The organism is Photorhabdus temperata (assembly GCF_025384845.1).
Lineage (GTDB): Bacteria > Pseudomonadota > Gammaproteobacteria > Enterobacterales > Enterobacteriaceae > Photorhabdus > Photorhabdus temperata.
Genome location: NZ_JAJAFX010000060.1, coordinates 21,625 through 30,840 on the forward strand (window position 1 = coordinate 21,625; position 9,216 = coordinate 30,840).

Annotated in this window: 1 protein-coding gene; it reads right to left on the bottom strand. The window is 56.7% G+C overall.

The features are described from left to right. Position 1 precedes the first annotated feature (1 nt). On the bottom strand, positions 2-9,216 hold a 9,215-nt coding region (locus LGZ99_RS19170; protein ID WP_262979456.1), incomplete at its 5' end, for a hemagglutinin repeat-containing protein.

Consider the following 9,216-nt stretch of genomic DNA (forward strand, 5'->3'; position numbering starts at 1 on the left):
CTCATTTATCCTTAAACTCATGTTTATATATTTCAGTGCCAACTTTGCCATTCATGTCTGTTTCACCTAATGGAGTTCCCTTTGAAATACCACCCCAGCCAATTGAAGGCCCTACACCAAGTGATACACCTATTCCATCTTTTCCTGCTGATATTCCACATGAACCATAGCCAAAACCTAGATCAAAAGAATAGTCTTTATCTTGGGATCCTAACAAACCTGGAAAATAAGGGCCGAATTCTATTCCGACAGTTGCTCCACCATGAGCACCAATAGCTGTTGTCATCCCACCATTAATTGCAAATTTATTTGGATCCAATGTTGCTTCAGCAAACCCTGCTGGACCTATTCCTGCTGTGACCTCACCTTTTACATGTGGTTTAATTTTATAAGTAACACCCCATGATGGCCCCTGATGAGAGTATTTTATGGCTTTGTTTATTTCTTCTACTGTTTTCCCTTTACCTTGTAGATTAAAGGACAATGATGCATCTGAACTGATCGAGTTGGCTATCTGCCCCCAAAAAGTTCCTGGACCATAACCAAGAGCATTATTGTCCACTGCATTCTTCCCAGTCTGAGCACCCGTGATAACACTCCCGGTCGAATCACCCGCAATCCCACCGGCCAGCCCGGCGGCCAGGGTAGAGAGGGTACTGATAGTTTGTTTCTGCTCTTCACTTAACTCACTGACCTTAACCTTATCGCCGTAAAGCTGCTTAATCAGGACCTGCGCCGCCAGCTCACCGGAAGCTGCCCCCGCCGCGCCGGCCAGGGCACTGCCACCACTGGCTTCGGCGGCAACGGCTCCCAGAATGGCATGGGCCAGTGTATTGGTCGCAATATCCACTTGATGGGTTTGCGGGTCGGTGGTCAGGTCTTTAATCACCCCGGCCAGATAAGGTGAAGCCCCGCCTGCCAGCGCTTGTTTCAGGTCACCCCCGGCCAGCCCCTGGAGAGCCGCCGTTGTCGCCTGTAACGCTTTCTGGTATTTACCTCCCGTCCCGAAGCCGGATTCATTCAGCGCCTGCGTGTAAGCCGTGTCGTAGAGTTGCTTTTTGATGTCATCCTCGGTCGGGTGGCGGTTGCCCGCTTTTACCAGCTTTTCTTTTGCCGCCGCTTTGTCTGATTCAGGAATATTGGCGATTTTCTCCTTTGCCGCCTTCGTGGCAATTATCGCCCCTTCCATACTGGCAATATCCCTTGCCTGCGCCCCGATTTCGCCTATCAGTTGCGCCTGTTTCAGCCGTTGCTGCTCTTTCTCTTTATCAAAGATAGGACTCAGGGCATTGCCGGCGTTATCAGTATCGCGGCTCAGGGTACGGATATCCTGCTGTTGAGCCGCCTTATCCCGAATAATCACCGTGCCGTCACTGACGGCCGCCTGAGTCGTACTTTCAGCGTGGCCCGCCTTGTTTGCGCCCACCAGGGTATTGGCCGCCAGATTGCTCAGTAACTGACTCCCCACCGGTCCACCGGTACTGAGTCCCGCGCTCTGGTGCTCAGTTTTAAAATCGGCCTGGTTGTGAATATCTTTAAAGCCCAGGGTGCCGGTATCCAGGGTGTTGTTGGCTTTGTCTGCGGTGCTGGCAATGACCGCGCCGTCAAGCTGGGTGTGCTCACCCACGTTCACCTGATAGCCGCCTTTCCCCGCATACAACCCGGTTTGCTCCTGCACGCTGTCAACGTTGCTGTGGAGTTTGTCACGGCTGGCGCTGAGGCTTAAAGTCCCGCCCGGTTGCGGGCCGACCGTGACACTGGCTCCAGCGCTGGCATTCTGCTGCTGACTGTTATAGCGGTTGCTGTCTTGTTCGCTACTGAGCGTCAGGTGGCGTTTTACTTCGGCGGTAATCTGTTCGCCGCTGACCTGGGCCCCTTTGAGCGTGGCGTCCCGGCCACTGTTCAGGGTGACAGTCTGCCCCGCCTGTAACGTGGTGTTATTGTGACTGACACCGTGGCCGTTTTCATGACCGTTGCCCTGATTGACGCTGGCCGAGACATTCAGGCCGGTGCCCCCCGGTCCGGCCGTGAAGCCCACGCCCAGTGAACTGCCGTGGCTGCTGTTTTTGCCGGTAGTCTGCTCGCTGTTCTGGCTGGAACGCAATTGGATGTCCCGGTTGGCATTGAGTTGCAGGTCTTTACCCGCCTGTAACCGGCTGCCCTGAATGCGGATATTCCCGTTCGGTCCTGATGAGCCTTTGCTCCCCCCGTTAGCCGTCATCGTGAGATTATCGCCGGCGGTCAAGTGGCTGCCCTGTTGCGTGGTCTGGTGTTGCCGCTGCTCTGAACGGGCGGACTGGCTGCCGTAAGACAGGCTGAGTCCCACCACATTGTTATTGCTTTTGTCGTCACCGCCTTTGGCTTCCGCCAGTCGCGCCGCCTGAACCGCCTGCACACCACTGAGGGCCGCTTGGGTGTTCTGCAAAGCTTTGACCCGGCTGTCCTGCGTTTCCTGGGCCTCACGGGCCGTTTGCACCGCGGTGTTGATAGCTGAACCGGCGGCCCCACTGAGCGCTAATGTCAGACCGCTCTGTTTTTGTTCGGTTTTCGTCAAGACCGTGTGATTGTTTTCTGCACTGGTGATATTGACGCTCTGACCGGTGAGGGTCAGGTCTTTACCGGCGACCACGTCACTGCCGTGAACCCGGAGCTGTTCTCCGGCGTTGAGCGTGACATTGCCCTGGCTGCTGCCCACGGTGCTGCCTTTGTTAAGCTGGCTGTCACGGTCAGTGGTGGTTTTTTGGCTGGCTTTGCCTACAGTGAAGCCTATCCCCCCGGTGCCCATCAGACCGGATTTTTTCTCCTGCCGTACATGGGTTTCCTGATGGGTTTCCGCTGCGGTGGTGACCATGAGCTGATGACCGGCGTTCAGGCTGACATCTTGCGTACCCGCCACATTGCTGCCGCTGATATGCAGGTCTTTGCCGGCCTGTAGATTGACCTTATCGCCACTGAATGTGGTGCTCAGTGCCTGCCGGTCATGCACTTCGTCGTGGGTTTCCACTGACGATTTCGCCAGCCAGCCTTTGCTGGTTTGTTTACTGTGTTCCACTAAGTCAGATGAGGCCGTCCCGGTTGTCAGCGTCAGGTCATTTCCGGCCTGCGCCGTCAGTTGTTGACCGGCATTGACATGGGCAGCGGTGGCCTTCAAGTCATGCCCGGCTTGCAGTGTCACATCACCTGCGCCGGTTATCTGGCTGCCGATATCGGTCTGTTGGGTCAGATGGCGCGTGTTACCGCCGCCCCAATCGCCGCTTTCGGTGTGTTGCGTGTTTAAGGTCTCCAGCGTCAGGTCATGCCCTGCCGTTATCCCGGTGTGGCCGTCTTTACCGGCGTTCTTCACCTCACTGGCGGTTATCTGAACATTATTTATCGCGTTAAGCGACAGGGTACCCTTATCGTTCTGCACGTAGATGCCTGCCGGACGGTCTACCCAGCGGTTCGCCTCATCCCCGCGCAAGGTCGAGGCACTGGTGATATCCCGGCCTTTCAGGGTCACCCGGTCATCCCCCTGAATCTGGCCGCCCCGGTTGGTGAGCGTCTGTTGGGCCGTCAAATCCACTTTGCCGCCACGAATAAAGCCGTGGTTGGTCAGGTTGTTGGCGGTCAGTTGGGTCACATCACGCCCGCTAATCGTGCCGCTGTTGGTAATATCGCCCTGACTGTTGAGTGCCACGGTATTGCCGGCCAGCAAGGCGCCATCACTGCTCAAGTCGCCCTGACGGACTCGGGCATAAACCTGCGGCACGGTGACCACCTCGGTAGAACCATCCGGCAGGGTCACGGTTTGGTTAGTCAGCCAGATAATATCGGAGGTCAGCAACGCCATCTGCGCCGGGCTGAGGGCGACACCCGGCGTTAATTGTTGTTGTTTGCCAAAGGTGATACCCGCATCCATCAGGGCTTTAAACTGCGCTTCGTCGTTATTATAGCCGGACAGATAACGCTGGCCGGTCAGCTGGGTAATCTGCTCCCGTACCAACCGCTGTTCGTAAAACCCATCTCCCAGGCGTTTGTGGACTAACGCCGGGTCATGCGTTAACTGTTGCCGCATGTAATCCGAGCCCAGCCACTGTTTATATTGGGTGAATTTCGGGTCGGTCTCCACCAGATAGTGGCTGTCACTGCCCGGTTGTACGGTATACAGGCTGTTATCCGGTAATCGGGTATCGGGCGTGATAACACGGATGACCGGGTCAACCGTGTGGCCTTTCACCGTCTCCGGTGGGAGGGAGAGTTCAAACGGCTGACCGGGCGGCAGAACTAAAGGCTGGTTGGGCGGCAAGACTACAGGCTGGCCGGGGGGCAGGACTAAGGGCGGGGTGTTTATCCCGGCAACCGGTTTCACGGCGGTGGGGGCCTGTTGCACTTGCCCGGTCTGGCGGTCCGCTATTGGGGTACCAGCAGCCTCTGGCCGGGTATGGTCCTGCCAGGCCAGCGTGTTCAGGTCAATCGTTTCTGTCACCGGGCCCCGTTTATAATCGCGCGTATCTTTCCCCTGCGAGGTTTTGGTGCCGCCGATACGGCGTTTTTTCTTTTTAGCGTACCAGCGGGTCTGGCTGCCGGTATCGGTGGTGATACGTTCGCCCTGCGTGGCGATATTATGCAGTTCGCCAATATTGCCCGCCAGCGCACCGCCGGCCACAATTTGGCTGTCGTGATTGGTGACCTGCGCACTGTTGAGCGTCATATTGCCCCCGGCCAGAATTTTACCGGGGTCACTCTGTTTGACCTGGGTTTCCTTGACGGTGCGGGTGTATTGATATTCGTAAAAGTCATTACTGCGGCTGCCATCCGGCATGATGGCATCGTGCACGCCATATTTGTTGCGGTGGGAGGTGTCCACCTGTGACCAGTCATAGCGGGCAGTCTGTCCGCTCAATACCGCGTCGTGATGCGGCGATTTTTCCGTTTCGACGACCTGGGTGACCAACCCGGCGTTGGTGTTGTGAATCTGGTCAGCCTGAATCGTCAAATTGCGCCCGGCTTCCATCGTCGCCGCGTGATTATTGAGCTCCCTCGCCTGACGGGTCGCCGTCAAGGTATTATCCAACTGGCCGCCGATGCGCATGTCGCCCACGCTGTAAATCTGCGCATGATGCTGGTTGTTGAGCGTTCCGGTGCCGATATCCAGCCGGTCACGCGCGGCAATAACGGCAGCTTTGCCGTCCTGTGCGGTGTTATTCAACGTGCCCGTCTGGAGGGCGAGCTGGTCCCCGTAAATGCGCCCGGTGCCCGTATTATTCAGGGTGTTGGCCGTGAGATGAGTCAGGTCACCGTCAATCAATCCGGTGTTGTTCAGCGTGTTATGGACGTTGACTTGCGTTTGTTTGGCGCTGATTTCGCCTGACGCGCTATTGGTAAGATTTTGTGCGTCAAGATGCAGCGCCTGACCGGCTTTTATCTGGCGGTCATTGAGAATATTGCCGGTCGTTTTCAGGGTCAGATTGCCATTGGCCGCGGTGTTGCCGGTAGGGTGAAAATCCTCGGTTAACGTGACGGCCATATCGCCCTGCGATAACAGTTGGCCGTCACCACTCAAGGCCCCGGCGCTAATGTCAGCCTGTTCCCCGGCAATCAGGGTGCCTTGCCGGTTGTGAATCACCAGATGCGGTTGCTGAGCCTCACTTTTGACCGTGAGCTGTTTGCCCGCAGAGACCAGCCCCTGGATATTATTCAACGTCTGGCTGATGTTCGCTTGCAGGTGGTTAGTTGCCCGTAAAGCGCCCCCGGTATTATCGGCCTGTTGGGCGTTTATCGTCAGATTTTGCGCTTCCACCCCGTTATCCGTGTGCGTTGTCTCGCGGTTAATCAGGTGAGCAGTGTTTAGGGTGAGTTGCTGACCCCCCCGGATCAGGCCGCCGGTGTTGTCGGTTTTTTCCTGCACGTTAAGCGTGGTGTCGCCCACCGCCTGTACCTGACCGTGACGATTGTCCAGCCCGTGGGTCGTCAGGGTAAACCGGCCCGCGGACAACAGTTTGCCCTCCCGATTGTCAGCCCCGGCTTGCCCGGTATGGATAACCAGTTGCCCGCCCTGAAGGTGGCCCTGACGATTATCCAGTTGGCCGCTGGTCACGGTGGTGGTGTCATCACCCAGAATACGCCCCTGTTGGTTATCCAGTAACTGCCCGTCAGTATCCAGCGTCAGGGCATCTGCGGATTGTAAGGTGCCCTCGCGGTTTATCAGTTGCCGGCTGCGAATGTCCAGTCCGCCATTCCCCGCTACCCTGCCGCCGGTGTTATCGATGTCGCCGGTGCGCAAGGTTAAATGCCCGCCACTCAACAGCTGGCCCGCTTTTTGGTCGGCATTGCGGGTATTAGTCAGCCAATGGCCGTGGGTATCAATGACCATCTCGCGACCCGCCTGTAATAGCCCCGCCGTATTATCCAGCGGGCCGCTGGTGACCGTGGTGGCGCCCTCACTCAGAATACGCCCCTGCTGGTTATCCAGTAACTGCCCGTCAGTATCCAGCGTCAAAGCGTCTGCGGATTGTAAGGTGCCGTTGTGGTTGGTGAGTTGCCGGCTGTGAATGTCCAGCCCGCCATTTCCGGCTATCTGTCCCTGCGTATTGGTGAGCGCGGTGCTGGTCAGGGTGGTTTTGCCGTCCGCTGCTATCATTCCGCCGGTGTTATCGATGTCGCCGGTGCGCAAGGTTAAATGCCCGCCACTCAACAACTGGCCCGCTTTTTGGTCGGCATTGCGGGTATTCGTCAGCCAATGGCCGTGGGTATCAATGGTCATCTCGCGACCCGCCTGTAATAGCCCCGCCGTATTATCCAGCTGGCCGCTGGTGACCGTGGTGGCGCCCTCACTCAGAATACGCCCCTGCTGGTTATCCAGTAACTGCCCGTCGGTATCCAGATCCAATGTGTCTGCGGACTGTAAGGTGCCGTTGTGGTTGGTGAGTTGCCGGCTGTGAATGTCCAGTCCGCCATTGCCCGCTATCTGTCCCTGAGTATTATTGAGTGCGGCGCTGATCAACACGGTTTTGCCGTCCGCCGCGATTATCCCGCCGGTGTTATCAACATCGCCGGTGCGCAGAGTTAACGGCCCGCCGCTTAACAACCGGCCTGCTTTTTGGTCGGTATTGCGGGTATTAGTCAGCCAATGGCCGTGTGTATCAATGGCCATCTCGCGCCCAGATTGTAACAACCCCGCCGTATTATCCAATTGACCACTGTTGACCGTCAGGGTGTCTTCGGCTATCACCTGTCCGGCGTTGTTGTTGAAAGGATGACCGTGGGTCTGGCTGTTAATGTTTTGTGCCAGTAACACGCCCTGGGTGTTATCCAGGGTCTGGCTGGTTGTGGTCAGTCGGGTTTTGGCTTCAATATGACCGTGGGCATTCTGAATGGCTTTCCCAACAGTGAGGGTGGTGCTGTCCCCGGTGGCAACAATGCTCCCCTGACCATTATCCAGTTGGGCAGCCCTGAGCTGGAGCGCGTTGCCCGCTTCCAGCCGGCCCGACTGATTGTTCAGGGTATCTTTGATGGTCAATGCCAGCGTCCCTTTTTCGGCGGCCACGATGTGGCCGTGACGATTATCGACGGTCGTTGCCTTCAGGTTCAGGTTACCGTTACCCGCAATAGTGCCGCTTTGGTTATCCAGTCGCCGGGTGGTGAGGGACAGGGTGTCTTTGCCCTGTTGTTGCATCACACCGCTTTGATGGCTCAGGGTGTCAGCGTTGACGGTAATCTGCCCGGCCTGAGTTTCAGCCTCGTTCAGTTGCAGGTCACCGGCCTGTATGGTCAGGGCGCCATTGGTCAGCAGTTTGCCCTTATCACCCAGCCACCGTTGGGTATTGAGTGATAATTGACCGTGACCGGCCAACTGCACTGTGCCCTGGGTGTTATTCACCTGGTGTGCGGTCAGATGTAGGTCCTCGCCGTGACTGGCAATAGTGCCCTGAGGGTTGTTAAGCCGGTCAGCGGTGAGGGTCAGTTTCCCCTGATTGAACAAAGTTCCCTGACAGTTATTCAGGGTGCGGGTGTTGAGCGTTAGCTCACCGTTCCCCGTCTGGTTGATTTTTCCCTGCTGGTTGGATAAATCAGGCGTCGTGAGGCGAATTTCCCGCGCCACTAACTGGCCGCCATCGTTGTTAAACTGGCCCGGGGTTTTCGCCGTCAAACGGTCGGCGTTGATGGTGGCGTGAGCAGTACTTATCCCCTGTTGGCTGGCAGTGAGTTGAATCTGATTGGCTGCGCTCTGGCTGCCGCTCAGGTCAATCTGGCGGCTTTGAATGGCTAGCGTATCGGTCGCCAGATTTTTTCCCTGGGCCTGAACGTGCTGCGCCGTCAGGGTCAATGAGCCGGGCCGGGTGGTGCGGCCATTATCATCTATCCCCGCCGCCCACACACTGCCATTACCACTTTGTATTGTTCCTGCCTTGGCAGTGATATCGCCCCGCGCCTCAACCCGGCCACTATTGTTCAGTTGTTCGCCGGATTGCAAGGTCACCGTCGATTGCGACAGGAGTTTGCCCTGATTGTCTATCTTTGCCGTACTGGTTAATTGCAAAGCATCACGGCTGCTGAGGGTGCCACGGTTCCCAATCCACCCATCTGCGGTAATATGCACTTCACCCGCCGTCGCACCGATGTTACCGGCGTTACGCACCCCCACACCCGCTTCGGTGCCTATCAACCTAATTTTATGGGCATACATGCCGCCCAGTGCCGCTACATCCAACGCAAACTCCGGGGACTTTTTATTGTCAGCCGATTTTTTCTCAATTTGCTGATGCGCAGCATCCACAATATTGCGCCCGGTGGTCACTTTCAGGTCTTGCGCATGTAATTTGGCGTTAATCGCGACGGAGCGGGCAATAATATCGGTGTAACTTTGCTGTGTGCTGTCCATGCCGTGCCCGTCAATCCGGACTTCCCCCTGATTGACATCAAAGCCTTTCAACCGGCCCTGTTCCATCAGCGCCTCGCCGGTGGTCAGCGTGGTACGATGCGCGTTGATAAAGCCACAGCCGTTGCAGGTGATACCGGCGGGGTTAGCGATAACCACCTCCGCTTTGCGACCAGCCACTTCGATCCAACCATTGAGGTGACTGGGGTCGCGACTGTTGACTTCATTGAGGATAATTTTCGCTTCCCCTTTGGCGAGCCAGGGGTTACCGGCCACCATCCCACCGAGTTGCGTCTGAGTGGTGTTAGCGCTGTTATTGAGGATAACACCCTGTTTATCCACATCAAACTGACGGTAGC